Origin of the sequence: Stenotrophomonas sp. Marseille-Q5258 (assembly GCF_946900935.1) — a bacterium.
Lineage (GTDB): Bacteria > Pseudomonadota > Gammaproteobacteria > Xanthomonadales > Xanthomonadaceae > Stenotrophomonas > Stenotrophomonas nematodicola.
In genome coordinates this window covers 129044-151117 of the sequence record NZ_CAMPPN010000010.1, presented here as the reverse complement: position 1 = coordinate 151117, position 22074 = coordinate 129044, and the positions used below count along the sequence as shown (strand labels likewise).

Here is a 22074-nt window from a genome sequence, read left to right as displayed (position 1 = left end):
TGCTGCTACCAGTGGCCGGCCAGCAGCGCCTCGGCCAGCACCTTCAGCTTCGGTGAGGCCTGCCGCGACGGCGGGTACACCAGTGACAACGCGCGGCTGCGGCCCTCGAAAGGCTGCAGCACGCGCTGCAGGCGGCCGTCAGCCAGGGCATCGGCCACCGCGAAGTCCATCACCTGCACGATCCCGACGCCGGCCAGTGCGCCTTCGACCAGCGGATCACCACTGTCGAACACCATCCGCGCCGGTGGGGTGACGTCACGCAGCCCGTCGCCGTCGCGGAACTGCCAGTCCACCAGCCGCCCGCTGCGCAGGTTGCGCACCGCCAGGCAGGCATGCCCGTGCAGATCGTCCACCGTGGCCGGCGCACCGCACCGGGCCAGGTAAGCCGGCGAGGCCACCGTCACCCAGTGCAACGGCCGCAACGGCCGCGCCACCATGCGCACGTCGCTGATCGGGCCGGTGCGCAGGGCGGCATCGAAGCCTTCCTCGACCAGGTCGACCAGGCGGTCGTTGAGCACCAGGTCGAACTGCAGGTGCGGATGCGCACCCATCAACTGGCCGGCCAGCGGCACCAGCACTTTGCGACCGAACATCGAGGGGGCGGTGACTTTGAGTACGCCCGACGGCGTGCACGGGCGGTCGCCGAGGCGCCGCTCGGCATCCTCCAGGCCACTCAGCAGGGGCGCGCAGTGCGCCACGAACTGCTGCCCGTCGGGGGTCAGGCTGACGTTGCGTGTGTTGCGGTGGAGCAGGCGCACACCGAGCGTGCCTTCCAGCCGACTGATCGCGCGCGACAGCCCCGATTGGCTGACCCCGAGCTGGCCGGCGGCGAGGGTGAAACTGCGCGCCTCGGCGACCTGTACCAGCATGCGCACCGCATTGAGATCCATGTCCGCCCTCGATTGATGCGAAAATGCATGACAGAAATCGAAGTATCCGGGTTTATTTGTCTTGCGTCATCAATGAGACTGCCCGCCTTTCCCCCGTACCGACTGGCATGACCGACGCTCCCCGTTCCTTCCCGCCGCGCCTGGCGCTGACCCTGCTGGCAATGGCCCAGCTGATCATCGCGCTCGACGCGACCATCATCTTTGTGGCCCTGCACGAGATGGGGGTGCAGCTGCGGATCAATGCGCAGCAGCTGCAATGGATCGTGAGCGGTTACACCGTGGCCTTCGGCGGCTGCCTGCTGCTCGGCGGCCGCGCGGCCGATCTGCTCGGGCGCCGCCGGGTCTATCGGCTCGGCATGGCGCTGTTCGCGCTGGCCTCGCTGGTCGGTGGTTTCAGCACCAGTGCGTGGCTGCTGATCGCGGCCCGGGCGGTGCAGGGCATCGGCGCGGCGTTGCTGTTCCCGGCCACGTTGTCGCTGATCAACACGCTGTACGCCGAGGGTGCGCCACGCAACCGTGCGCTGGCGATCTGGTCGATGGCCAGCGCCGGTGGCCTGGCGTTGGGCACGCTGCTCGGCGGAGTGCTCACCCAGAGCTTCGGCTGGGCCTCGGTGCTGCTGGTGATCGTGCCGTTCGCCAGCGCCTGTGCGCTGCTGGGCGGGTGGTGGCTGCCGCGCGACTCCGCGCCGCAGGCCGGGCGCTCGTTCGACCTGGCCGGCTGCCTCACCGTCACCCTGGGCGGCAGCCTGCTGGTGACCACCCTGGTGCAGGGGCCGGAGTGGGGCTGGCTGGCGCCGCGCACGCTGGGCTGCCTGGCGCTGTCGGTGGTGCTGCTGGTCGCCTTCGTGCAGATCGAGCAGCGCAGCCGCGATCCGTTGATGCAGTTCGCCCTGCTGCGTCTGCGCAGCCTGCGGGCCGCGATGCTGCTGACGTTCGTGTTCATGAGCAGCTTCGGCGTGCAGTACTACTTCCTGGCGCTGTACTACCAGGATGGCTATGGCTGGAGCGCGCTGCAGGCGGGGCTGGCATTCCTGCCGCCGACGCTGGTGTGCACCGTCGGCATCCGCATCACCGAACGCATGCTCGCCCGTCGCTCGCCCCGCCAGGTGCTGGCACGGGGCATGGCGGCCGGCGCGATCGGTATCGCGGCCGTGGCGGTCGCGCTGCCCTATGGGGCGACATACTGGCCGCTGCTGCCGGGCATCGTGGTGTTGAGCCTCGGGCAGGGCATGACCTGGACGGCGATGTGGATTGTGGCCGGGCAGGGCGTGCCGGCTGCGCAGCAGGGCGTGGCCTCCGGCATGGCGGCCACTGCCCAGCAGATCGGTGGCGCGCTGGGCCTGGCGCTGCTGGTGATGCTGGCCAATGCCGGACGCAGCGCATCGGCGGCGGGCACCGGCCCGGACGCACTGCAGGGGCTGGTGAACGCGCAATACGGCGCGGCCGCCTTTGCGCTGCTGGGCGTCGCGGTGGCGCTGTGGCTGCGGCCGCAGGAAGACCCGGCCGATCAACGCGCTACCGCGTAGCCGCAGCTTCCGGGTAGCGCCGACCGTTGGTCGGCTGGCGCGCGAAGCGCGGGGTTGCCGACGCCGGAACGGAGAGCAGCCGGGCAGAGCCCGGCTCTACGGGCGCAATGCGGGGGTTTTTCGGTGCCGGAACGGAGAGCAGCCGGGCAGAGCCCGGCTCTACGGGCGCAATGCGGGGTGCTGTCGGAGCGGAGCAGCGCCGGGTGTCAGCGGAAGGCGGGTTCGAGCTGGTTGAAGACGCGTGCCAGACGTTGCGCCCAGGCGAGCTGCCCGGCGCTGTCGGCAATCAGGTCCTGGCGGATTTCCAGTTCCACGTGCGCCAGACCACGCGCTTCGGCATGCACCGGGATCGCATAGTCGGTGGCGTCGCTGACCGCATAGGGCTGGTTGTCACCCACCACCAGATCCCCCTCGGCCTGCAGCGCGTGCAGCAGTGCATGCGCGAAGCGCGCATCGCGCTGGTACAGCACGCCGGCGTGCCACGGCCGCGCCACGCCCTGCATTGCCGGAGTGAAGCTGTGCATGGCAATCAGAATCGTCCGGGTGCCGGCGACAGAGCGCGCATCCAGCTCGGCGCTGATGCGCTGGTGATAGGGGTCGAAAATCTCGCGTACCCGAGCCTCCTGCGCGGCGGCGTCCAGGCGCTGGTTGCCGGGCACCACGGTGTGGTCGCTGACCGGCGCGAACCGGCCCGGCGCGCCGGGCGGGCGGTTGCAGTCGATCACCAGCCGCGAATACGTCTGTTCGATGGCCCAGGCACCCAGCAGGCCCGCCAGGGCACGGGTGACCCCGGCGATGCCGATGTCCCAGCCGATGTGCCGGTCCAGCTCGGCCTGCGGCAGCCCCAGATCGGCCAGCGCCGCGGGCACCTGCTGGCCGGCATGGTCGGCAATCAACACGAACGGCGAGCGGCCCCGGGCCGGGTGCACCGTGAACGGCGCGGGATCCGACGGTCCCAGCAGCGTGGCGGCGTGCAGCGGCGGGACAAACGCATCAGCCACGCGGGGTACCGTCCAGGTGGTGCTCGATCATCCACAGCCCGGCCCACAGCTTGGCGTCCAATGCGTAGCCCTGGCCCATTTTCTCGACCAGCCACGCCGCCGCGCGGGCGCGCGGGACTTCGTGCACGGTGATGTCCTCGCTGTCATCGCCACCACCGGCACCGACCCGACGCAGGCCGGTGGCGCGCACAAACGCGATCTGCTCGCTGCTCGCGCCCGACGAGGTCGGGCCGATCATCAGCACCTCGGCATGTGCGGCGGTCCAGCCGGTTTCTTCTTCCAGCTCGCGCACCGCCGAGACTTCGATCGACTCGCCGGCGTCGATGTCGCCGACCAGGCCGGCCGGCATCTCGATGGTGTTGGCCTGCAGCGGCACCCGGAACTGTTCGACGAACAGCACGTTGTCCTCGGGCGTGACGGCGATGATGATCGCGGCCAGGCCGCCGGCGTGGGTGCGCTCGCTGTATTCCCACGTACCGCGCACGACCATGCGCTGGTACTTGCCTTCGTAGACGACCTTGGGGGCTTGCGTGTTGGGGCTCATGCGATCTCGCTGGCTACGGAAGGGGAATCGGACAGGCCGGCGGCGGCGAACAGGCGGCGACGGGTCAGTGGCCCGAACCGCAGCGCATCGCACAGGCCCTGCAGCATCTGCGCATCGGCGCTGACCCGGCTGAAGTCGGCGGGGCCGCCGTCCAGCGGCGCATCCAGCGCGATGGTGGTCAACTGCCGCCACAACAAGGCGTGCTCACGCTGCTCGCGCAGGCGCACCGCCATCTGCGCGGCGCCACGCAGGCGCAGGAACGGCACTTCGTCGATGCGTTCGTACAACGTGTCCAGGCTGCCGAAGTGGGCCAGCAGCACCGCCGCGGACTTGGCGCCCACGCCGGTCACGCCGGGGATGTTGTCGACCGCGTCGCCGCACAACGCCAGGTAATCGGCGATCTGGTGGGCATGGACGCCGTGGCGGGCCTTGACCCCGGCCATGCCCCAACGCTGGTTGCGTGCGTAGTCCCACTGTTCGTCGTGCTCGAACAGCAGCTGCGACAGGTCCTTGTCGGCGGAGACGATCACCCCGCGCATGCCCGCCTCGCGGCGCGCGTGCAGGGCGCTGCCGATCAGGTCGTCGGCTTCGTACTCATGGTGGGCCAGTACCGCCAGCCCAAGCGCCACGCACAGCGCCTTGCAGTGCGCGAACTGGCGGCGCAGCGCATCCGGTGCCGGGTCGCGGTTGGCCTTGTAGGCGGCATACAGGCGGTGCCGGAAACAGCTGTCCAGCGCCTCGTCGAAGGCAATGGCGATATGCCGCGGGCGTTCGCGTTCAAGCAGGTCGAGCAGGAAGCGGGCAAAACCGTGCACGGCATTGGTCGGCCAGCCCTGCTGGTCCTGGAATTCGTCGGGCATCGAGTGCCAGGCGCGGAACACATACAGACTGGCATCCACCAGATACAGCGGCGGGCGCGGTGCCACCACGGGGGACGGAACGCTCATCTCAGCCATTCCAGTCCTGCAGCAGGGCGGCCGGGTCTGGACGGTCGCGCTCGGGCACCTCGGTCTTCGGCGTGCCGATATGGATGAAACCGGCGATGCCCTCGTTGTCGGCCAGCCCCAGGTGGGCATGGACGGCCGGGTCGAAGGCCATCCAGGCCGTCAGCCACTGGGCGCCGAAGCCGAACGCCTGCGCGGCCTGCAGCAGGGCAAAGCAGACGCAGCCGGCGGTCATCAGCTGTTCCTGCGCGGGCACCTTGGGGCTGGGCGTGTGGCGGGTGACCACCACAATGACCAGCGGGGCGTGCGAGAACCGCTGACGGTCCTTCTCCAACTGGGCCTGGGCCACGTTGGGGTCGCGCTCGCGGCTGCGTTCGGCCAGGAAGGTGCCCAGAGTGTGACGTGCATCGCCAGTGATCCGCAGGAAGCGGAACGGCACCAGCTTGCCGTGATCGGGCACCCGCACCGCCGAGGCGAGCATCCGCGCCAGCGTCTGCGGGTCCGGCCCGGGCTCGCCCAGGTGTCGGGCGGGGACGGAACGGCGCATGTCCAGCGCCTGCAGCGCAGCGGGAAGCAGCATGGGATCTCGATCGGCTTTCACGGGCCTCTCAGTATAGTCGCGGCAGTTTGTGACACGGCTTTGGGCGTTCTCGGTGCAATTTGCGACAAAACGTGATGAACATCACCTAATTAACGGAAGTCGTTCACGTGGCTGTACTCGCTTCCCGCGACCGCTCCCCGTACGATACAAGGCCTGCCGGCGCCCCGGTCATGAGGTATGAAGTGAGGACTGCTTCACTGTCCGCTACCGGCCGGCCGGCCTACGATCCGTATGCGGGTGCATGGGGTGTACCTGCGTCGGCTGTATTCACGCTGCTTAGAGTGCCTGCGAGGGTGGGGAGCCTTTTCGCATGATCGCCACGCCCACTGCTACGGGCCATCCGGGTCGCAACGCCGCGCTGCTGACGCTTGCGCGCGACGCGGCGCTGCCCGCGCTGGCCGAGTCGTTCGCGACCGTACTGGCGCGCTTTGACGATGTGCTGTTCGACCGTGCCGGCACCGCAGGCGCGTCGCAGCTGCTGTTCCTGGACGGCATGCGCGAACTGCGCCGCCGCCGCGACGACATCGTGGTCGGCTTCCGCACCCATCTGGCCCGCGCCTGGTCGGCGCTGGAGCAGGGCGAGCCCCTGTCGGCCGAGGCCACGCTGGCCGGTCAGATCGAGGACGGCCTGAGCCTGGTGCCCGAGCACGTGCTGGAATCGCGGCTGGCCGTGCGCAATTTCGCCACCGTGCTGCTGCGCGACTGGAAGCCGGTGCTGGCCCGTCTGGACCGCCGCCTGGGCATGATTGCCGGGGGCCTGGAGCTGAACGCGGACACCAACCCGATCAGCCCGGAACACATCGGTGTGGCCATCCACGAGGCCTTCGCCGGCTGTGAGCTGGCCCCGGAAGTGCGGCTGGTGCTGATCAAACTGTGCGAGCGCGACCTGCACGCCCCGATCGGCAAGCGCTACGAAAAAGTGGACGAACAACTGGCCGCTGCCGGCGTGATGCCGCAGATGGCCGCGCCGCGTCGCCCGGCCCCGCGCCCGCCGACGCCGCGCGACGAGCTGGACGAACTGGTCGACGCGCTGGACACGGCACAGCACGGCAATGACGACGCGACCGCGCCGGCCTGGGCCAGGCGGTTTGCCGACCGCTGGGCCGAAAGCCGTGGCCGCATGCAGTCCTCGCACGGCGCCAGCAGCCATGCCGGCGGTGCGGACGGCGCCGAGGGTCTGAGCGGCAACCAGGGCATGTTGCTGGAAGCGCTGCATGAACTGCTGCAGCAGACCCGCCATGTGCGCGAAGACGCCACCTCCGCCGCGAGTGTGGCGGTGGGCCAGCAGCGTCCGCTCAGCCAACGCGAAATGATGTCGGTGCTGTCGCTGCTCCAGGCCACGCCCAGCGCCACCCTGCGCGCGGCGATCGGCGAGGACGGCGAATCGCTGGCCCAGCGCCTGAAGAGCGAAGTGCTGTCCGGTGCCACGCGCCTCGGTGTCGACCCGGGCCAGGCCCGGCTGGACCCGCAGGACGAGGACGCGATCGACCTGGTCGGCATGCTGTTTGATGTGATGCTGGACGAGCGCGATCTGGAAGGTCGCTCGCGTGAGCTGATCGGTCGGCTGGTGGTGCCGTTCGTGAAGGTCGCCATGCTCGACCGCCGCATGTTCGTGCAGAAGACGCACCCGGCGCGCAAGCTGCTCAACTCGCTGGCCGAAGCGTGCGAAGGCAATACCGGCGAAAGCCAGGCCGAGCGCGTGCTGATGGGCAAGGTCGAGGAGATCATCGAGCGGCTGGTGGCCGAGTTCAACGAGAACCTCGCCATCTTCCTTACGCTGGAAGAAGAATTCCGCGATTTCCTGGCCCAGCATCGGCGCCGGATCGAAATCGCCGAGCGGCGTGCGGCCGAGACCCAGCGCGGTCAGGAAAAGCTGGAAATGGCGCGCACCCGGGCGGCCGCCGAACTGGACCGTCGCATTGCCGATGCCACCCTGCCGCAGGCCATCGGCGAGTTCCTGCGCCAGCCGTGGCAGCACCACCTCACCTTGAGTGTGCTGCGCGAAGGCGAAGACGGCGCGTCGGTGGGTGAGGCGCTGGCCCTGGCCGACGGGCTGCTGGAAGAGGTGGCCGAAGCGCGCCGCAAGATCGTCGGCAAGCCCTGGCTGCAGGCCTGGCACCCGGCGCTGCGCAAGGTGTTTGCCAGTGTGGGCGTGCACGCCGATGCCGCCACCAGCGCCATCGACGCGTTGCATGACACGTTGCAGGGCATCGCTGAATCGCGCCCGGAACTGGAGCGCGCGCTGCCGGAACTGCCGCAGGTGGTGCTGCCGGCACCGCCCGCGCAGGAAGCCCCGGCGGTGGAGCTGGGCAGCAAGGTGGATGTCAGCGACTTCGACAACGCCGATGCCGACCGCTTCCGCGGCATGGAGATCGGCAGTTGGCTGGACTTCGTCGACAAGGACGGCAAGGTGCAGGCCGGCAAGCTGTCCTGGGTCAGCCCGATCTCCTCGCGTCTGCTGTTCGTCAACCGCCGCGGCGTGCGCTTCTGCGTGGCCTCGCCGGAAGAACTGGCGGTGATGGTGCGGCTGGGCCGCCTGCGCGCGCATATCGACGATGGCGCCTTCGACAGCGCCATGCAGGGCGTGATCGACCGCCTGGACACCAAGAACGCCACCGTCCACTAGGCCGACCCGGCGCCCACCGATCAGGTTACGATCACGGCACTATCCGCTGAACGACGGGGACAGGCATGGCTGTCGAGGTGTTGGTGGTCAAGGAAGGCGCGCCGGGGGAACGGCGCGTGGCAATGACGCCGGAGACGGCGCGCAAGCTGGCCGCGCTCGGCGCGACCGTTCGTTTCGAGGCCGGTGCCGGACAGGCGGCCGGTTTCCCGGATGCGGCGTATCTGGACGCCGGCGCGCAGGTGGCCGACGCCGGCGGCCTGTCCACGGCTGATATCGTGCTGTGCGTGCAGCCGCCATCCCCGGCCCAGTGGGCCCAGCTCAAGACCGGCGCCACCCTGGTGGGCATGCTTTACCCGCAGGCTGACGCAGGCCGTGCGGCGACCATCCAATCGCGCGCGCTGCATGCCTTTCCGTTGGAGCGTCTGCCGCGCACCACGCGCGCGCAGTCGATGGACGTGCTCAGTTCCCAGGCCGGCATGGCGGGCTACAAGGCCATGTTGATCGCGGCCCAGCGCGCGCCGCGCTTCTTCCCGATGCTGACCACGGCCGCCGGCACCATCCGCCCCTCGCGGGTGCTGGTGGTGGGCGCCGGTGTGGCCGGACTGCAGGCGATCGCCACCGCGCGCCGGCTCGGCGCGCAGGTCGAAGGGTTCGATGTGCGCCCGGAAACCCGCGAGCAGATCGAATCGCTGGGCGGCAAATTCCTTGACCTGGGAGTCAGCGCCGCCGGTGAAGGCGGCTATGCCCGCGCGCTGACCGAGGACGAGCGGGCCGAACAGCAGCGCCGGCTCGGCGACCATCTGCGCCTGGTGGACGTCGTGGTGTGCACGGCGGCCGTGCCGGGTCGCCCTGCACCGCGGATCCTCAGCACCGCGATGGTGCGCGGCATGAAGCCGGGCAGCGTGGTGGTGGACCTGGCCGCCGAGACCGGCGGCAACTGCGAAGCGACCGTGCCGGGGCAGACCATCGACCTGGACGGCATCACCGTCGACGGTCCGCTCAACCTGGCCAGCCAGGGGGCCGTGCACGCCAGCGAGATGTACGCGCGCAACCTGTACAACTTCGTCGCGCTGTTCCTCAAGGACGGTGCAATCGCCTTCGACTGGACCGACGAACTGCAGGCCAGAACCCGCTGGCAGGGCGCGGACGCCGCCGGCTGAGCATGGCCCGGCGGCGCGGCGCTCAGGGCTTTCTGGGCGCGGCGGGCGGCTCGACGATGGGGTTGGCCTTGAGCCAGTCCTGGCGCTGGTCAGGGGTCATGCGCGCCCAGCGGGCGCGCAGTTCGTCGCGCTGGGCCGGGTTCATCGTGCGCATCTGCGCAAACAGCGCGCGGGCCTGCTCGCGCTGCTCGGGCGACATGTTCTCGAAGCGGTGTCGGCCACGGCGCGCCAGATCGCGTTGTTCCGGGGTCATCTCCTGCCAGCGCTGCCCATGCTGGAGCATCCGCTCGCGTTGCGGCGGCGGCGCATCGTTCCACCGGTCACGCACCGGCGCGATCAACGCCTCGCGCTGCTGCGGGGTCAGTTGGTCCCAGTTCGGTAACGGGGACGTCTGTGCCCAGCCGGTCGCCGTCAGCGTCAGCAGTGCCAGTCCCAGCATCAGTCGCGGTTTCATCGATTCACTCCATTGCCAGATCGGTGCCGGCCAGCCACACGTACAGATCGGGATTCTCGTCGAGTACGTCGATGCCGTCATCCAGTGTCGCGGTGACCGGCAGCGCGGCCGGACGCGGCGGGCTGACCGTGAAACTGTAGCCCAGTCCCAGTGCGGCGACCGCCGAGCAGGCCGTGGCCAGCCACCAGCCATGCGCGCGGGTGCGCTGCGGCGCGGCGTGGCGCGCGCCATGCAGCCGCGCCAGGGTGGCCGGGGAAAGCCGCGCAACCGCCTGCGCATGCAACTGCTGCAGGGCCGCGTCGGTGCTGGAAGGAAGAGGCGGGCGGCTCACAGTTCGATCTCCAGGTGCTGCTGCAGGGCTGCGCGTGCGCGCGAAAGATGGGTTTTGACCGCGCCTTCGCTGCAGCCCATCGCCCGGGCGGTGGTGGCGCCGTCGAGCTGCTGCAGCACGCGCAGGGTGAAGGCCTCGCGCTGGCGGGCCGGGAGCTGGCGCAGCGCGGCGACCAGACGCGTGTACTGATCGCGCTGCTCGTGCGCCTGGGCCGGACCGGGCGCGCTGTCGGCCCAGTCGATGTCGTGATCCTCCGCAGGCGCATCGCTGCTGCGCCAGAAGCGCAGGCGGAACCCGCGGCGGCGCTGCAGGTCCACCACCCGGCGGCGCAGGATGCTCCAGAACAGCGGCGCCCACTCGGCGGCGGGTTTGTCACGGTAGGACAGCATCCGCAGCATGCTGTCCTGCACGGCATCGAGGGCGTCGTCGCGCTGGCGCAGGCCGGCTTCGGCGAAGCGGAACGCGCGCGGGCCGATACCGGCCAGAAACGCGTCCAGCGATACCGGCAGCGGCGCATCGGCCTCGGTGGGCAGCGTCGGTAGGGAGGGGCTCACCAGCACAGGGTAGCGCTCGCGCAGGGGGACAACGTGAGAACGCACCAGTGCGCCATCGGTTGACCGGCCTGCAGAACGGTTCAGCGCATGGTTATGATGGGCGGGACGGGATCACCGCCTGGGAGACAGACTGCAATGAGCGACGGGTTCGTGGCGTTGTACATCTTCATGCTGGCCGCCATCGCCGGCCATGTGATCATTTCACGGGTGCCGGTGATCCTGCATACCCCCCTGATGTCCGGGTCCAACTTCATCCACGGCATCGTGCTGATCGGTGCGATGGTGGTGCTGGGCCACGCGCAGACACCGCTGGAGAAGATCATCGGCTTCGTCGCGGTGGTGCTCGGCGCCGGCAATGCGGCCGGTGGCTATGTGGTCACCGAGCGGATGCTCGACATGTTCAAGCCCAGCGCCAAGCGCGACGCGGGGGAGAAGTCGCCTTGAACGTGAGCACCGCACACCTGCTGCAGTGGCTGGTCCAGGTCAGCTACCTGGTCGCCGCCACGCTGTTCCTGCTGGGCCTGCAGCGCATGGCCTCGCCCATGACCGCGCGCAGCGGCATCCGCTGGGCCGGGCTGGGCATGTTGATTGCCACGGTGGCAACCTTCTTCCTGCCCGAGCTGCACAACGTGCCGTTGATCCTGGCGGCGGTGGCGATCGGCACCGGCGTGGCCTGGTGGTCGGCCAAGCGCGTGGCGATCACCGACATGCCGCAGATGGTGGCCCTCTACAACGGCATGGGCGGTGGCTCGGCCGCGGCGATCGGTGCGGTGGAGCTGCTGCGCTTCTCCTTCCTGGCCAATCGCGATACCACGCACTGGAGCGAACAGGCCATTGCTGAACTGGCCGCGCGCCAGCCCTCGGCCACGGTGCTGGCGCTGGCGATCATCGGCTCGGCGATCGGTGCGGTGTCACTGTCCGGTTCGATCATCGCCTGGGCCAAGCTGGACGGACGGCTGGACCGACGCGTGACCTTCCCCGGGCAGCAGGCCTTCAACCTGGCGGTTGCAGTGGCGATGGTCGGGCTGGGCATCTGGGCCGGCGTCAGCCTGAGCCCGGTGGCGATCATCGCCTTCTTCGTGGTCGCGCTCGCCCTGGGCGTTCTGATGACCCTGCCGATCGGCGGCGCCGACATGCCCGTGGTGATCTCGCTCTACAACGCCTTTACCGGCCTGGCGGTGGCGTTCGAGGGCTATGTGCTGGGCAACGAGGCGCTGATCATCGCCGGCATGATGGTCGGCGCGGCCGGCATCCTGCTGACCCGCCTGATGGCCAAGGCGATGAACCGGCCGATCAGCGGCGTGCTGTTTTCCAACTTTGGCGGCGGCGGTACCGCGCAGGAGATCAGTGGCGCGCAGAAACCGATCGAGGCCAGCGACGTGGCGGCGATGCTCGCCTTCGCCGAACGCGTGGTGATCGTGCCGGGCTACGGCATGGCCGTGGCCCAGGCCCAGCACAAGGTGTGGGAACTGGCGCAGCGGTTGATCGAACGCGGCATCAAGGTGAAGTTCGCGATCCATCCCGTCGCCGGGCGCATGCCCGGGCACATGAATGTCCTGCTGGCCGAAGCCGGCGTGCCCTACGACCTGATCGCCGACATGGACGACATCAATCCCGAATTCCCCAACACCGATGTGGTGCTGGTGATCGGTGCCAATGACGTGGTCAACCCGGTCGCGCGCACCGACCCGGCGAGCCCGATCTACGGCATGCCGATCCTGGATGTGGTCAACGCGCGCAACGTGGTGGTGATCAAGCGTGGCAAGGGCACCGGCTTTGCCGGCATCGAGAACGCGCTCTTCTATGCCGACAACGCGCGCATGCTGTACGGCGATGGTGCCGGTGCCGCCAGTGCCCTGGTCAGCGAACTGAAGGCGCTCGACGGCGGCCATTGACCGCCACCGGGCCCGACCGGTGGTGCCGCCCAGCGGCCGGCATCACCGCGCCAGCCACCCGCCAACCACCAGCGCGACGGCCAGCCAGATCGCTTCAAGCGGCCCGTTGGCCAGCTGGATCAGCGTGCTGGCCATGAACGGGCCCATGCGCAACGCAGATTCCCACGGGTTGAGCCCCATCGAGCCGCCCAGGTAGGCCGAGGCGATGAACCAGTTGGCCGCCAGTGCCACCACTGCCGTGGCCAGCACGGTCACCACGACCCGGGTTGCCCCCGGGCGGAAGGTGCCCAGCCGCAGCATCAGCACCACGTCCAGGGCTCCCAGAACGGCCATCCAGCCGGCCTGCTGGCCGCTGAGGAGGGCGATGAACAACCAGGCCAGCGTGGCCGTGGCGATACCAAGCAGCAACAGCGGGGGCCAGAGCCAGTGACGGGGCCGGGCAGACACGGACGTGGGCGACATTCGATCTTCCTGTAAGTCCCCACAGGATACCGGCTTGCGTGGTGACCGGCGCGTGGCCGGCGGCTGGGCTAAAATGGCGGCCTTGCGGGAATTGGCCGCGACCCCATATCCATCCACATGTATTCCCGTAGCAGTGAACCTGTCCACTTCGAACGCGACTGCGAGGCCGTCATGGTCCCGCAGGGCGAAACGGTGACGCTGCCGGCCGGCAGCTATGGCTATATCACCCAGGCGCTGGGTGGGAGCTATACCGTGTTTGTCGAAGGCAATCTGTTCCGCATCGCCGGCAAGGACGGCGACGCTATCGGCAAGGAACCGCCGCCCGCGCTGGAACTCCCCGAAAACGCCTCCGACGAGGAAGTGGAAAAACTGGTGTGGCAGCAGCTGCGCACCTGTTTCGATCCCGAGATTCCGTTCAACATCGTCGATCTGGGCCTGGTCTATGAAGTGGATCTCAAGCACCTGGACGATGGCCGGCGCGAGGTGGACATCAAGATGACGCTCACCGCGCCGGGCTGCGGCATGGGCGAGATCCTGGTCGACGACGTGCGCAGCAAGCTGGAAATGATCCCGACGGTGGCCGAGGCCGACGTCGAGCTGGTGTTCGATCCGCCGTGGGGCCGCCACATGATGTCCGAGGCCGCCCGGCTTGAAACCGGCATGTTGTAACCGCTCCACCGCGCGTTTGGTGGTGGTGGCGTTCCCCGTAACCAGAACAGGAAATATCCGGTGTCCCAGTCTTCCGTGAGCTTCAGCACCACCCGTTCGGCCCACCCGCGCAGCAGCGAGGAGCGCGATCGCATTCTGGCCGCGCCCGGTTTCGGCCTGCACTTCACCGACCACATGGTGGAAGTGCGCTGGGACAAGGACACCGGCTGGCACGATGCCAGCGTGCGCCCGTATGGCCCGCTGCAGCTGGACCCGGCCGCCGCGGTGCTGCACTACGGCCAGGAGATCTTCGAAGGCATCAAGGCCTACCGCCACGCCGATGGCTCGATCTGGACCTTCCGCCCGGATGCCAACGGCCGGCGCCTGCAGCGTTCGGCGCAGCGCCTGGCGCTGCCGGAACTGCCGGTGGACATCTTCGTCGAGTCGCTCAGGCAGATGATCGCCGTGGACGCCAGCTGGGTGCCGTCGGCCGACGAATCCAGCCTGTACTTCCGTCCGTTCATGATCGGCGATGAAGCCTTCCTCGGCGTGCGCGGCGCACACAAGGCCGGTTACTACGTGATCGCCAGCCCGGCGGGTCCGTACTTCGCCAAGGGCGTGGCGCCGGTGTCCATCTGGCTGTCCACCGAATACGCCCGCGCCGCCAAGGGCGGCACCGGCGCGGCCAAGTGCGGCGGCAACTACGCCGCCTCGCTGCTGCCGCAGCAGAAGGCGCAGGCCCAGGGCTGCTCGCAGGTATTGTTCCTGGATCCGGTGGAAGGCAAGTACCTGGAAGAACTGGGCGGCATGAACGTGTTCCTGGTCTACAAGGACGGCACGCTGGTGACGCCGGAACTGTCCGGCAGCATCCTTGAGGGCATCACCCGCGAGAGCATCCTGCAGCTGGCCCGCGACCGCGGCATGAAGGTTGAAGAGCGCAAGGTGAGCATCGACGAGTGGAAGCAGGGCGTGGCCTCCGGCGACATCGCCGAAGTGTTCGCCTGCGGTACCGCCGCCGTGGTGACCCCGATCGGCCAGCTCAAGGGCGACGGCTTCGCGGTGGGCGACATCAACGCGCCGGCCGGTGAAGTGACGATGTCCCTGCGCAAGGAACTGACCGACATCCAGTACGGCCGCCTGCCGGACCGCCACGGCTGGCTGGTGCGCCTGGACGCCTGATCCGGTTGGCGCCCTGATCGCGCGTTTCCCAAGGCCCGCCTGGCAACAGGCGGGCCTTTGTGTGGATGGCCCCACGCAAGTCGTTGTTGCGCAACGGGATGTCCGGTTTTTGTCGGGCAAGACAGAGGATGGACTTGAAAAAGCCGTTCATGTGGCGGTTTCTGTCGTGAAAGTTCCTTCACATTCACAAACCGTTGACCCGAAAAGTCTCAGATCGGAATGTTCACAAGACTGAAAAGGCATTGACACGTTGTTGCGTGGCGGCGAAACCAATAGCGTCCGTCGTCGGGCGGTTTTTGTTAGGGGAAACCGATCCAACAACCGGTCGCGATCACTGCCATAGATCCGTAGCCACGGATCGCGCCGGATTTTCGCCGCATAGACGGCATCCTTCAGTCTGAAAGGGAAATCCGATGTCTCATGATTCGCAACACCGTTTGCGTCAGCGTGCATTGGTTGTACTGGGCGCGTCCGTACTCACCTCGCTGCTGCTGGCCTCGCCGGCGTTGGCAGGTGACGTACAGCTGAGCGGCCTGTCCTCGGCGCCGACCCACCAGCGCTTCATCGTGAAGTACAAGGACGGCAGCAGCGCGATCGCCACGCCCACCGCACTGGCCAGCTCGCTCAAGGCGGCCGCCAGCGCCGTGCCCGCCGCCCAAGGGCGCGCGCTGGGCCTGCAGAAACTGCGTCAGCTCGCCATCGGTCCGACCGTGGTCAAGACCGATCGTCCGCTCGATCAGGCCGAATCCGAACTGCTGATGCGCCGCCTTGCGGCCGACCCGAACGTGGAATATGTCGAGGTCGACCAGCTGATGCAGGCCACCCTGGTGCCCAACGATACGCGTCTGTCCGAGCAATGGGGCTTCGGCACCAGCAACGCGTCCATCAACGTGCGCCCGGCCTGGGACAAGGCCACCGGCGCCGGCGTGGTCGTGGCGGTGATCGATACCGGCATCACCAGCCATCCCGACCTCAACGCGAACATCCTGCCGGGCTACGACTTCATCAGCGACGCCGCGATGGCGCGCGATGGCGGCGGGCGCGACAACAACGCCAACGATGAAGGCGACTGGTACGGCGCCAACGAGTGCGGCTCCGGCATCCCGGCATCCAACTCGAGCTGGCATGGCACCCATGTGGCCGGCACCATCGCCGCAGTGACCAACAACAGCACCGGCGTGGCCGGTACCGCCTTCAATGCCAAGGTCGTGCCGGTGCGCGTGCTCGGCAAGTGCGGCGGTTACACCTCCGACATCGCCGATGCGATCGTGTGGGCCTCGGGCGGCACCGTCAGCGGCGTTCCGGCCAATGCCAACCCGGCCGAAGTGATCAACATGTCGCTGGGGGGCGGTGGCAGCTGCTCGACCACCTACCAGAACGCGATCAATGGCGCGGTGTCGCGCGGCACCACCGTCGTGGTGGCCGCGGGCAACAGCAACACCAACGTGTCCTCGTCGGTGCCGGCCAACTGCGCCAACGTGATCGCGGTGGCCGCCACCACCTCGGCCGGTGCCCGCGCCAGCTTCTCCAACTATGGCGCCGGCATCGACATCTCGGCACCGGGCCAGGCGATTCTGTCCACCCTCAACAGCGGCACCACGGTGCCGGGCGCAGCCTCCTACGCGTCCTACAACGGCACCTCGATGGCGGCGCCGCACGTGGCGGGCGTGGTCGCGCTGGTGCAGTCGGTGGCACCGACGGCGCTGTCGCCGGCCGCGGTCGAGACCCTGCTCAAGAACACCGCGCGTGCACTGCCGGGTGCCTGCACCGGCGGGTGCGGCGCGGGCATCGTCGATGCCGATGCCGCGGTCACCGCAGCTCTCAACGGGACCGGCCCCGGCCCGGGCACCGGCACGGTGCTGCAGAACAACGTTCCGGTCACCGGCCTCGGCGCCGCCAGCGGCGCATCGCTGGCCTACACCGTGAACGTGCCCTCGGGCAGCGCGCAGCTGAAGGTCACCATTGCCGGCGGCAGCGGCGATGCGGACCTGTACGTGCGCTCGGGCAGCGCTCCGACCGACACCGTGTACAACTGCCGCCCGTACCTGAGCGGCAACAATGAAACCTGCACCATCAATGCCCCGGCTGCGGGCACCTGGCACGTGCGGGTGAAGGCCTACACGACCTTCTCCGGCCTGAGCCTGACCGCGCAGTACTGATCGGGAGCTGCAACAAAGACGCCCCGGCATGCCGGGGCGTCTTCATGTCCGCCAGGCGGTGGCGCGTCAGGCTTCCTCGAACCGGTTGGCCGCCACGTTCTTGCGCACCTGCTCGGGATTCCAGATGCGGCCGTTCATGGCGATGTACACGCCGCTGGCGAGCGACTGCACCGCACCGATCGCACAGCCGATGTTGAACTCCGCATCCGAGCCGCGGAAGCGCGCCGGGCTCAGCGCGCCGGTCATGACGATGGTCTTGTCGGCAATCGACTTGAGCACCTTGCCGGTCTGCACCATCGAGTCCGTACCGTGGGTGACCAGCACGTGGCGGGTCGGTTGGGCGGCGATGGTCGCGCGGATCAGTTCGCGGTCGTCATCGGTGATGTGCAACGAATCCTTGCGCAGGATCGGAATCACGTTGAAACGGAAGGTCACGCCCAGTTCGCGCAGGATCATCCCGATCTGGGGATCGCCGATCTGGTAGTCCGACTTGTCGTCGAAGTAGATCTTGTCGATCGTCCCGCCGGTGGTGATGATCAGTAGTTCGTCCATTGCAGCAATCCTGGGTTGACGGTGAGCTGGGCGGCGTCGCCGCGCCCTGGCGCCATGATACCGCGCGATCCCGGAGAGCCGTGCGTCGCCCGTCTGCCGTCAGCGCTTCTTCCCGAACCGCCGGCGCAGGCCCGGCGCGCTGGCCACGGCAATCACCGCCAGCGCCAGCACCAGCTCGGTCCAGGCCCACACCGCGATCTCCGGATGGCTCCAGGCGCTCATCACCCCGTGGCTGAACCAGAACAACGCCAGTACGCCGGCCCAGAACGCGGCCTTGCCCCGGCGCACCAGCACGCCCACGGCCAGCAGCAGCGGCGGTGCGGTGAACACCAGTTGCGTGGCCAGCCAGTGCCTGTCATGCGCGAACCACAGCGCATACAGCGCGGCCAGCGCCGCCAGCAGCAGCGCGAGAACGACCTCGGTCGCGCGCGTGCTCATGCCAGCCGCCGTGCGATGTCGGCCACGCGCCGGCCCAGCGCACGCGCCAGGATCGCTTCGTCCTCGCTGGGCGTCGGGTCATCGTTGGCGCCGGCCACGTGGCTGGCGCCATAAGGCGTGCCGCCGGTGGTGGTGTGGCTCAAGGCCGGTTCGGTGAAGGGAATGCCGACGATCAGGCAACCGTGGTGGAGCAGCGGCACCTGCATCGACAGCAGCGTCGACTCCTGGCCGCCGTGCAGCGACGCGGTCGAGGTGAACACTGCCGCCGGCTTGCCCGCGAGTGTGCCGTTGACCCACTCGGCGCCCAGCCCATCCAGGAAGTGCTTCACCGGGGCGGCCATGTTGCCGAAGCGGGTCGGGCTGCCCAGGATCAGGCCGTCGCACTCGGCCAGATCCTCCACGCTCACGTACGGCGCGCCTTCCTCGGGCACCGGCGGCCGCGCGGTCTGGGTGATCGCCGTCACTGGCGGCACCGTGCGCAGACGCGCGCCCATGCCGGGCACTTCGCCGATGCCCCGCGCAATCTGGCGGGCAAGCCGGGCCACCGAACCGCCGCGGCTGTAGTACAGCACCAGAATCTCCGCCATCGCGCCTTCATCTCATCTTGGGGCCAGGGGCCAGTATGGCGATGCGGCGGGCGCAGGGCGAGCGCGGCCGATGCGTGCACGTTTCGCCGCATCGGGTACCCTTGCGCCGATGGAACCTCTGGACACCCTCAACCTGTGGATGGAACGTGTGCGGGATCGCGCGCGCGCCGCCAGTTTCGGCCGCTTCCTGTGGCACCGCTTCCTCGACGACCGTCTGTTCCAGGCGGCCGCGTCGCTGGCTTACACGACCGTGTTCGCGCTGGTGCCACTGGCGATCGTGGTGTTCGGGGTGCTCTCGGCATTCCCGGTGTTCGACCGCTGGAGCGACCAGCTCAGCGACTACGTGTTCTCCAACTTCGTGCCCAACGCGGCGCGCGCGGCCGAAGGCTACCTGCGCCAGTTCTCGGCCAGTGCCGGCCAGCTCACCGCCGCCGGCTTCATCGCGCTGGTGGTGTCGCTGCTGATCACGCTCAACAGCGTCGAGCAGACCTTCAACCAGATCTGGCGGGTCAGCTCGGCGCGACCCAAGCTGACCCGTTTCCTGGTCTACTGGACGGTGCTGACCCTGGGCGCGATGCTGGCGGCCGCCTCGCTCGCGGTCTCGGCGCGGGTGTTCGCGTTGCCGCTGTTCGGCACCAGCGAAGGCCGATGGCTGGCCAATCTGTCGCTGGGGCTGGCACCGGTACTGATCGAATTCGTCTGCATCATGCTGGTCTACCGCGTGGTTCCGCACCACACCGTCAAATGGCGGCATGCCATCCCCGGCGCGATCCTGGCCGCGGTGATGCTGGAGCTGGTGAAGTGGGGCATGGGCGCCTACCTGGGCAGCTTCCAGTCCTACCAGAAGCTGTACGGCACCGTGGCCTTCGTGCCGATCCTGCTGCTGTGGATCTACCTGTGCTGGGTGTCGGTGCTGCTGGGCGCGTCGCTGGCGTCCTCGATCGCCGCCTTCCGCTACCAGCCGGCGGACCTGCGCCTGCCCACCGGCTACGAGCTCTACGGCCTGCTGCGATTGATCGGGCGGTTCCAGCAGGCGCGGCAGAGCGGACGCAGTCTGGATGACGACGAGATCCTCAGGCTGGAGCCGATGCTGACCGACTCGCTCCTGCAGACCATGCTGTGCGACCTGGAAGCGATCCGCGTGGTGCGGCGCGACGAACAGGGCGAATGGCTGCTGGCGCGCGACCTGGACAAGCTGACGCTGTCGGATCTGTACGAAACCACCCAGATGCGCATCCCGGTCAAGGAAGCGTACCTGCCTTACCGCGACGACAGCCTGGGCGATGCCTCGGTGGCCGCGCTGGACGCGCTGCGCCTGCCGCTGCGCGAACTGCTCAAGCGACGCGTCAGCGACATCTATACAAACCTCGGAGACAAACCATGACTGCCAAGCCCCTGCTGCTTGCGCTGGGCCTGCTGGCGCTGGCTGCGTGCAACAAGCCCGCCCCGACCGCGCAGCCTGAGCCGGCCGCCACGCCGTCGCCAGCCCCTGCGGCCCCCGCGCCTGCGGCCGCGCCCGATACGGACCGGCGTACCGTGGAGCGCCCCACGCTCAAACTCAAGGCGCTGGACGGCAGCGACTACGATCTGGCCGCGCATCGTGGCAAATGGGTGGTAGTGAACTTCTGGGCGACCTGGTGTGCGCCGTGCCGCAAGGAAATGCCGGAACTGTCCGCGCTGCATGCCATGCGCGACGAAATCGAGGTGGTGGGCCTGGCCTATGAAGACATCGAACCGGCCGAGATGAAGGCGTTCCTGGAGAAGCGACCGGTAACCTATCCGATCGTCATCGTCGATACGTACAACCCGCCGGAAGACTTCGCGATTCCGCGTGGCCTGCCGTTGACCTACCTGATCGCACCCGATGGCACGGTCGCCAAGGAGTACCTCGGCCCGGTCACCGCCGCCGACATCGAACAGCGCATTGCCGCCAAATAGCCGCGCGCGCGGCACCGCGCCAGCGCCTGTTGCCGGGCAGAGCCCGGCACTACGTGTCGGTCACCGCATCGCGGTGGACATGCGTCGATCAACACCGCATCGCGGTGGACCGGCGTTGATGACCATGTCACGCAGGTCCCGTAGAGCCGGGCTCTGCCCGGCTGCTCGCCGATCCGACCCCGCACCTCCCGCCCGCGCACGCGGCCTGTACCGCGCAAGCGCCTGTTGCCGGGCAGAGCCCGGCACTACGTGTCGGTCACCGCATCGCGTTGGACATGCGTTGATCAACACCGCATCGCGTTGGACCGGCGTTGATGACCATGTCACGCAGGTCCCGTAGAGCCGGGCTCTGCCCGGCTGCTCGCCGATCCGCCCCCGTACCTCCCGCCCGCGCACGCGGCCTGTACCGCGCAAGCGCCCGTTGCCGGGCAGAGCCCGGCACTACGTGTCGGTCACCGCATCGCGTTGGACATGCGTTGATCATCGCACCGCACCTCGTAGAGCCGGGCTCTGCCCGGCTGCTCTCCGATCCGCCCCCGTACCCCCCGCCCGCGCGCGTGGCCTTTGCCGTGCAAGCGCCTGTTGCCGGGCAGAGCCCGGCACTACGTGCCGGTCACCGCATCGCGTTGGACATGCGTTGATCATCGCACCGCACCTCGTAGAGCCGGGCTCTGCCCGGCTGCTCTCCGATCCGCCCCCGTACCCCCCGCCCGCGCACGCGGCCTGTACCGCGCAAGCGCCCGTTGCCGGGCAGAGCCCGGCACTACGGGGTGTCGATGTCTTCGATCGGTTTCAGAACGCCGAAATGCTCTGTGTGCAGCTTGCCTTTCAGCGGTGGCAGTGCCAGCACGGGCTCGTCCACGCGGGTGTCGGGCAGGCGGTCCAGCAGATTGCGGATCAATCCCAGCCGCCCGCGCTTCTGGTCATTGAAATCAACCAGCGTCCAGGGCGCTGCTTCGCGGTGGGTGGCGCGCAGCATCGCTTCGCGCGCTTCGGTGTAGGCGCTGTACTTGCTGCGCGACTTCAGGTCCACCGGTGACAGTTTCCAGCCCTTGAGCGGATCGAGGTGGCGCTCGGCGAAACGCTTCTCCTGCTGCGCCTGGTCCACCGTCAGCCAGTACTTGAACAGCAGGATGCCGTCGTCCACCAGCAGCGTTTCGAACACCGGCGTCTGCGCCAGAAACGCGCGGTACTGCGCTTCGGTGCAGTAGCCCATCACATGCTCGACGCCGGCGCGGTTGTACCAGCTGCGATCCATCAGCACGATCTCGCCAGCGGCCGGCAGATGCGACACGTAGCGCTGGAAATACCATTGGGTGCTTTCGCGGTCGGTGGGCTTGGGCAGTGCCACTACCCTGCATTGGCGGGGATTGAGGTGTTCGGCGATCGCCTGGATCGCGCCGCCCTTCCCGGCGGTGTCGCGGCCTTCGAACAGCACGAGCACGCGCTGGCCGGTGTGCTGCACCCAGCGCGCCATTGCCGCGAGTTCCAACTGCATCGGTTCCAGCTGTTCCTGGTATGCCTTGCGCTTGAGCTTGCCCATCCGCCGCCCCGGTTCTGTCGTGGAGGCTCGAGCCTAGCGCAT

23 protein-coding genes are annotated in these 22074 nt (G+C 68.6%); 10 read left to right on the top strand and 13 right to left on the bottom strand.

Annotated features, from left to right (window positions below):
• Nucleotides 1–5: 5 nt before the first annotated feature.
• Nucleotides 6–890: a LysR family transcriptional regulator gene (locus OC534_RS08495; RefSeq protein ID WP_017356613.1), complete on the bottom strand. Its 885-nt coding sequence runs from the start codon at nt 888–890 to the stop codon at nt 6–8.
• A gap of 107 nt (nt 891–997) precedes the next feature.
• On the opposite strand from OC534_RS08495, the gene OC534_RS08490 reads away from it, so the two are divergent.
• Nucleotides 998–2416, top strand: a complete 1419-nt coding sequence (locus OC534_RS08490) for an MFS transporter (RefSeq protein WP_017356614.1) — start codon at nt 998–1000, stop codon at nt 2414–2416.
• Between the two features lie 206 nt (nt 2417–2622).
• Here the strand turns inward: OC534_RS08490 and OC534_RS08485 are convergent, their stop codons facing one another.
• From OC534_RS08485 to OC534_RS08470, 4 genes are read right to left on the bottom strand one after another with little or no spacing between them, the layout of a single operon-like run.
• Nucleotides 2623–3417, bottom strand: coding sequence for an N-formylglutamate amidohydrolase (locus OC534_RS08485; RefSeq protein ID WP_136003740.1), 795 nt, complete (start codon nt 3415–3417; stop codon nt 2623–2625).
• Nucleotides 3410–3961 carry an NUDIX hydrolase gene (locus OC534_RS08480; RefSeq protein ID WP_136003742.1) on the bottom strand — a complete coding sequence of 184 codons (552 nt, stop codon included), beginning with the start codon at nt 3959–3961 and terminating at the stop codon, nt 3410–3412. Before OC534_RS08480 ends, OC534_RS08485 begins: the two co-directional genes overlap by 8 nt.
• Entirely contained in the window at nt 3958–4908 is a 951-nt protein-coding gene (locus OC534_RS08475) for a 5'-3' exonuclease H3TH domain-containing protein (RefSeq protein WP_136003744.1), read from the bottom strand. The genes OC534_RS08480 and OC534_RS08475 overlap by 4 nt, the downstream gene beginning before the upstream one ends.
• A 1-nt stretch (nt 4909) precedes the next feature.
• A complete protein-coding gene (locus OC534_RS08470) occupies nt 4910–5485 on the bottom strand; it encodes a nitroreductase (RefSeq protein ID WP_017356618.1) in 576 nt (191 codons plus the stop codon).
• A gap of 331 nt (nt 5486–5816) precedes the next feature.
• Between OC534_RS08470 and OC534_RS08465 the strand changes: the two genes are divergently transcribed.
• Both OC534_RS08465 and OC534_RS08460 read left to right on the top strand, forming a co-directional pair.
• Nucleotides 5817–8132 (top strand): DUF1631 domain-containing protein, encoded by a 2316-nt coding sequence (locus tag OC534_RS08465; protein WP_017356619.1) that lies wholly within the window; start codon nt 5817–5819, stop codon nt 8130–8132.
• Between the two features lie 65 nt (nt 8133–8197).
• Nucleotides 8198–9292, top strand: coding sequence for an NAD(P) transhydrogenase subunit alpha (locus OC534_RS08460; RefSeq protein WP_017356620.1), 1095 nt, complete (start codon nt 8198–8200; stop codon nt 9290–9292).
• A gap of 22 nt (nt 9293–9314) precedes the next feature.
• Here OC534_RS08460 and OC534_RS08455 read toward each other — a convergent pair whose 3' ends face one another.
• Genes OC534_RS08455 through OC534_RS08445 form a run of 3 tightly spaced genes read right to left on the bottom strand, consistent with a single transcriptional unit; the run spans nt 9315 to nt 10637 of the window.
• Nucleotides 9315–9731 (bottom strand): DUF3106 domain-containing protein, encoded by a 417-nt coding sequence (locus tag OC534_RS08455; RefSeq protein ID WP_229296520.1) that lies wholly within the window; start codon nt 9729–9731, stop codon nt 9315–9317.
• A gap of 19 nt (nt 9732–9750) precedes the next feature.
• On the bottom strand, nt 9751–10077 hold the full coding sequence (locus OC534_RS08450; protein ID WP_136003748.1) for a hypothetical protein: 327 nt from the start codon (nt 10075–10077) through the stop codon (nt 9751–9753).
• Nucleotides 10074–10637 carry an RNA polymerase sigma factor gene (locus OC534_RS08445; RefSeq protein ID WP_136003789.1) on the bottom strand — a complete coding sequence of 188 codons (564 nt, stop codon included), beginning with the start codon at nt 10635–10637 and terminating at the stop codon, nt 10074–10076. Before OC534_RS08445 ends, OC534_RS08450 begins: the two co-directional genes overlap by 4 nt.
• Nucleotides 10638–10766: 129 nt before the next feature.
• Between OC534_RS08445 and OC534_RS08440 the strand changes: the two genes are divergently transcribed.
• Both OC534_RS08440 and OC534_RS08435 read left to right on the top strand, forming a co-directional pair.
• Nucleotides 10767–11075 carry an NAD(P) transhydrogenase subunit alpha gene (locus tag OC534_RS08440; RefSeq protein WP_017357587.1) on the top strand — a complete coding sequence of 103 codons (309 nt, stop codon included), beginning with the start codon at nt 10767–10769 and terminating at the stop codon, nt 11073–11075.
• Nucleotides 11072–12526, top strand: a complete 1455-nt coding sequence (locus tag OC534_RS08435; protein ID WP_136003752.1) for an NAD(P)(+) transhydrogenase (Re/Si-specific) subunit beta — start codon at nt 11072–11074, stop codon at nt 12524–12526. The genes OC534_RS08440 and OC534_RS08435 overlap by 4 nt, the downstream gene beginning before the upstream one ends.
• Before the next feature lie 42 nt (nt 12527–12568).
• Here the strand turns inward: OC534_RS08435 and OC534_RS08430 are convergent, their stop codons facing one another.
• The gene (locus OC534_RS08430) at nt 12569–12988 is read right to left on the bottom strand and encodes a hypothetical protein (protein WP_017357589.1); all 420 of its coding nucleotides are present in this window, start codon (nt 12986–12988) and stop codon (nt 12569–12571) included.
• 117 nt (nt 12989–13105) lie between these two features.
• Here OC534_RS08430 and sufT point away from each other — a divergent pair, with 117 nt between their 5' ends.
• The 3 genes from sufT (at nt 13106) to OC534_RS08415 (ending at nt 16974) form a co-directional block, all read left to right on the top strand.
• On the top strand, nt 13106–13657 hold the full coding sequence (sufT, locus tag OC534_RS08425; protein ID WP_017357590.1) for a putative Fe-S cluster assembly protein SufT: 552 nt from the start codon (nt 13106–13108) through the stop codon (nt 13655–13657).
• Nucleotides 13658–13717: 60 nt separating this feature from the next.
• Nucleotides 13718–14815 carry a branched-chain amino acid aminotransferase gene (locus OC534_RS08420; RefSeq protein WP_017357591.1) on the top strand — a complete coding sequence of 366 codons (1098 nt, stop codon included), beginning with the start codon at nt 13718–13720 and terminating at the stop codon, nt 14813–14815.
• Between the two features lie 413 nt (nt 14816–15228).
• Complete coding sequence (locus OC534_RS08415; protein WP_136003756.1) at nt 15229–16974, top strand: S8 family peptidase; 1746 nt, start codon at nt 15229–15231, stop codon at nt 16972–16974.
• Nucleotides 16975–17040: 66 nt separating this feature from the next.
• On the opposite strand, the gene OC534_RS08410 is transcribed toward OC534_RS08415, so the two are convergent.
• The 3 genes from OC534_RS08410 to wrbA all read right to left on the bottom strand — a co-directional run bounded on the left by OC534_RS08410 (nt 17041) and on the right by wrbA (nt 18551).
• On the bottom strand, nt 17041–17526 hold the full coding sequence (locus tag OC534_RS08410; RefSeq protein WP_017357593.1) for an asparaginase domain-containing protein: 486 nt from the start codon (nt 17524–17526) through the stop codon (nt 17041–17043).
• 99 nt (nt 17527–17625) lie between these two features.
• Nucleotides 17626–17964 carry a DUF2069 domain-containing protein gene (locus OC534_RS08405; RefSeq protein WP_017357594.1) on the bottom strand — a complete coding sequence of 113 codons (339 nt, stop codon included), beginning with the start codon at nt 17962–17964 and terminating at the stop codon, nt 17626–17628.
• Complete coding sequence (gene wrbA / locus OC534_RS08400; RefSeq protein ID WP_262071660.1) at nt 17961–18551, bottom strand: NAD(P)H:quinone oxidoreductase; 591 nt, start codon at nt 18549–18551, stop codon at nt 17961–17963. The genes OC534_RS08405 and wrbA overlap by 4 nt, the downstream gene beginning before the upstream one ends.
• Before the next feature lie 109 nt (nt 18552–18660).
• On the opposite strand from wrbA, the gene OC534_RS08395 reads away from it, so the two are divergent.
• On the top strand, nt 18661–19935 hold the full coding sequence (locus tag OC534_RS08395) for a YihY family inner membrane protein (RefSeq protein ID WP_026071033.1): 1275 nt from the start codon (nt 18661–18663) through the stop codon (nt 19933–19935).
• Nucleotides 19932–20489 (top strand): TlpA disulfide reductase family protein, encoded by a 558-nt coding sequence (locus OC534_RS08390; RefSeq protein WP_262071659.1) that lies wholly within the window; start codon nt 19932–19934, stop codon nt 20487–20489. The genes OC534_RS08395 and OC534_RS08390 overlap by 4 nt, the downstream gene beginning before the upstream one ends.
• 763 nt (nt 20490–21252) lie before the next feature.
• Here the strand turns inward: OC534_RS08390 and ppk2 are convergent.
• Entirely contained in the window at nt 21253–22032 is a 780-nt protein-coding gene (ppk2, locus tag OC534_RS08385; RefSeq protein ID WP_017356347.1) for a polyphosphate kinase 2, read from the bottom strand.
• Nucleotides 22033–22074 lie beyond the last annotated feature (42 nt).

Excerpts from the sequence above, each read along its gene's own strand:
- OC534_RS08495 (WP_017356613.1), bottom strand. The coding sequence starts at position 890 with ATGGATCTCAATGCGGTGCGCATGCTGGTACAGGTCGCCGAGGCGCGC.
- OC534_RS08490 (WP_017356614.1), top strand. The coding sequence starts at position 998 with ATGACCGACGCTCCCCGTTCCTTCCCGCCGCGCCTGGCGCTGACCCTG.
- OC534_RS08480 (WP_136003742.1), bottom strand. The coding sequence starts at position 3,961 with ATGAGCCCCAACACGCAAGCCCCCAAGGTCGTCTACGAAGGCAAGTAC.
- OC534_RS08475 (WP_136003744.1), bottom strand. The coding sequence starts at position 4,908 with ATGAGCGTTCCGTCCCCCGTGGTGGCACCGCGCCCGCCGCTGTATCTG.
- OC534_RS08470 (WP_017356618.1), bottom strand. The coding sequence starts at position 5,485 with ATGCTGCTTCCCGCTGCGCTGCAGGCGCTGGACATGCGCCGTTCCGTC.
- OC534_RS08465 (WP_017356619.1), top strand. The coding sequence starts at position 5,817 with ATGATCGCCACGCCCACTGCTACGGGCCATCCGGGTCGCAACGCCGCG.
- OC534_RS08460 (WP_017356620.1), top strand. The coding sequence starts at position 8,198 with ATGGCTGTCGAGGTGTTGGTGGTCAAGGAAGGCGCGCCGGGGGAACGG.
- OC534_RS08455 (WP_229296520.1), bottom strand. The coding sequence starts at position 9,731 with ATGCTGGGACTGGCACTGCTGACGCTGACGGCGACCGGCTGGGCACAG.
- OC534_RS08440 (WP_017357587.1), top strand. The coding sequence starts at position 10,767 with ATGAGCGACGGGTTCGTGGCGTTGTACATCTTCATGCTGGCCGCCATC.
- OC534_RS08430 (WP_017357589.1), bottom strand. The coding sequence starts at position 12,988 with ATGTCGCCCACGTCCGTGTCTGCCCGGCCCCGTCACTGGCTCTGGCCC.
- sufT (WP_017357590.1), top strand. The coding sequence starts at position 13,106 with ATGTATTCCCGTAGCAGTGAACCTGTCCACTTCGAACGCGACTGCGAG.
- OC534_RS08415 (WP_136003756.1), top strand. The coding sequence starts at position 15,229 with ATGTCTCATGATTCGCAACACCGTTTGCGTCAGCGTGCATTGGTTGTA.
- OC534_RS08410 (WP_017357593.1), bottom strand. The coding sequence starts at position 17,526 with ATGGACGAACTACTGATCATCACCACCGGCGGGACGATCGACAAGATC.
- OC534_RS08405 (WP_017357594.1), bottom strand. The coding sequence starts at position 17,964 with ATGAGCACGCGCGCGACCGAGGTCGTTCTCGCGCTGCTGCTGGCGGCG.
- wrbA (WP_262071660.1), bottom strand. The coding sequence starts at position 18,551 with ATGGCGGAGATTCTGGTGCTGTACTACAGCCGCGGCGGTTCGGTGGCC.
- OC534_RS08395 (WP_026071033.1), top strand. The coding sequence starts at position 18,661 with ATGGAACCTCTGGACACCCTCAACCTGTGGATGGAACGTGTGCGGGAT.
- OC534_RS08390 (WP_262071659.1), top strand. The coding sequence starts at position 19,932 with ATGACTGCCAAGCCCCTGCTGCTTGCGCTGGGCCTGCTGGCGCTGGCT.
- ppk2 (WP_017356347.1), bottom strand. The coding sequence starts at position 22,032 with ATGGGCAAGCTCAAGCGCAAGGCATACCAGGAACAGCTGGAACCGATG.